Raw genomic sequence first — 2,129 nt, forward strand, 5'->3', positions numbered from 1 at the left:
TTTTGTGAATACAAAAAGGAGAGATATAAAATCTCTCCTAAAAAGTCCAACTTTTGGGGGTCACTATAAGAACTGGTTGTTCTTTTATCAAACACTATCGTTCGGAAAAACAGAAATTTTAATCAAACTGATTTAATTTCCACGTTTCAATACGGGTGTTCAATTTTTGACCATAATTCGGATCCGTTGCGTATCTTCCAGTTAGAGCCTTACTTGCGTCTTTGTAAGTTTTGGCATTTTCTCGCCATGTCCCGGAATAATAATTGTTATCCCAACTCACACCTAAGCGAAGTTTTAAAGCATTGTCTTCAAACGACTGTAGCCTTGTTGGATATTTTCTGAAGGCTGCCCGAATCGTTATGGTTTCACCTGTTGTCGCATCGTACTCTTTTGTTTCAACGTAGTATTTCTCGTATTTGCCTTCATCTTCATTTTCTTTAAACTTCATTCCGAAAAAGTTATTGGCTTTTAAAGCTAATTCGCTTGTACCATAATTGGACTCCAACACGGCTTGAGCCAACATGATGGATGGAAATAGTTGATGTTTTTTCGTAATCGTTAATGCATCATTGATGCTACTACTAATAAACCTTGCCTGATTCGTATCGATATTCACGCCATTTGCATCAAAGTAATGCCAACGATTATCAATCTTTGCCCAACCTTTTGTTACTTGCCCCGTTTTAGTATAGTAATACCACTTGCCATCTCTTTGAACCCAGTCACCATAAGAATCGTTGGTTCCAAGTGAGTTGATGTAACCAATCCAACGATCACTACTATCATAGAGCGACAGGTAGCGTGAGCCATTGAAGTGGTGGTACACCCCTTTCGCTAAATAGGTTTTGCCTAGATGATTGCCACTTGCCTTCCTTGACCAACTAAAATTACGCCAAATTGCATAGTTATTATTTTTAATCGTGACATTTTTTCCATAGCTTTGATAGGCCCCTTGTTGACCGGAAACAACCTTGGCACCTGCAGCATTAAGATAGCCTAACCAATTGCCTTTGTTATCATACACAGATAGATAACGTGATCCATTAAAGTGGTAGTAAATCCCTTTTGCTAAAAAGGTTTGTCCTTGATATTTACTTGAATGTACCCGACTAGACCAGCTGAAATTCTGCCAAAAATCATAATTACCTACAACACTAATGTATCTACCGTAGTTATGATAAACACCTTGTTGACCTTTGGCTAAGCTTGTTCCTTGCTCGTTGATATAGCCGATCCATTTGCCTTTACTATCATAAAGGGATAAGTAGCGCGAACCATTGAAATGATTGTACACTCCTTTTGCTTGGAACGTTTGATTTGTATATTTTGATCCAGGAATACTTGTTTCCCAAGAAAATCCATCCCAAATGTCAAAGTCACCTTTGATACTTACATATTTTCCATAGGCATGGTGAGCACCTTGATCACCATTTCCTAGTGTTGTTCCTAGTTCATTAATATATCCTAACCAATCACCTTTATTATCATATAAAGACAAGTAACGTGAACCATTGAAATGATGGTAAACACCACGTGCTTGGAACGTTTGATTTGTATATTTTGATCCAGGAATACTTGTTTCCCAAGAAAATCCATCCCAAATGTCAAAGTCACCTTTGATGCTTACATATTTTCCATAATCTTGGTGAACACCCTGATTACCTGATGATATCCTTACATCTTTTTCAGGAATATAGCCCAACCATTTTTGATTATCACTAATAGAAAAATAGATTTCTTTATTTTCAGTAATAAACGAATCGGTTATATAAATTGTTTTATTTATCAAATCATATTGATTAGAGATATCATGTTCTAACTCCCTATCACTAAATAATTTATATTTTTTATTAATAATCGATCCATATAGATTGAGTACTGTTGATTCGATATCAACCTTATTTTGCGGTATTTTTATTTCATCTATTTCGCTTTCTGACGAAATCTCTACTTCCACATCTAAACCAATCACCTTTTCAATTACGGTTCTAGAGGTAATAACCTTTTTCCAATCCGATTCACTTATATCCCATCCACTTATATTTAATTGACCTACTTTTACCCTGAATAATTCATAGCTTTAATTCTTTGGCACATTTTATTGAAATATGTATCACTAATATCCCTAT

At 35.5% G+C, this 2,129-nt stretch carries 1 protein-coding gene; it reads right to left on the bottom strand.

The features are described 5' to 3' along the window. Positions 1–118: 118 nt before the first annotated feature. On the bottom strand, positions 119–1,957 hold the full coding sequence (locus ACFO3L_RS04845) for a glucosaminidase domain-containing protein (RefSeq protein ID WP_379964411.1): 1,839 nt from the start codon (positions 1,955–1,957) through the stop codon (positions 119–121). Positions 1,958–2,129: the final 172 nt, after the last annotated feature.

The sequence above is a fragment of the Enterococcus eurekensis genome, from assembly GCF_042654605.1.
GTDB classification, from domain to species: domain Bacteria; phylum Bacillota; class Bacilli; order Lactobacillales; family Enterococcaceae; genus Enterococcus_I; species Enterococcus_I eurekensis.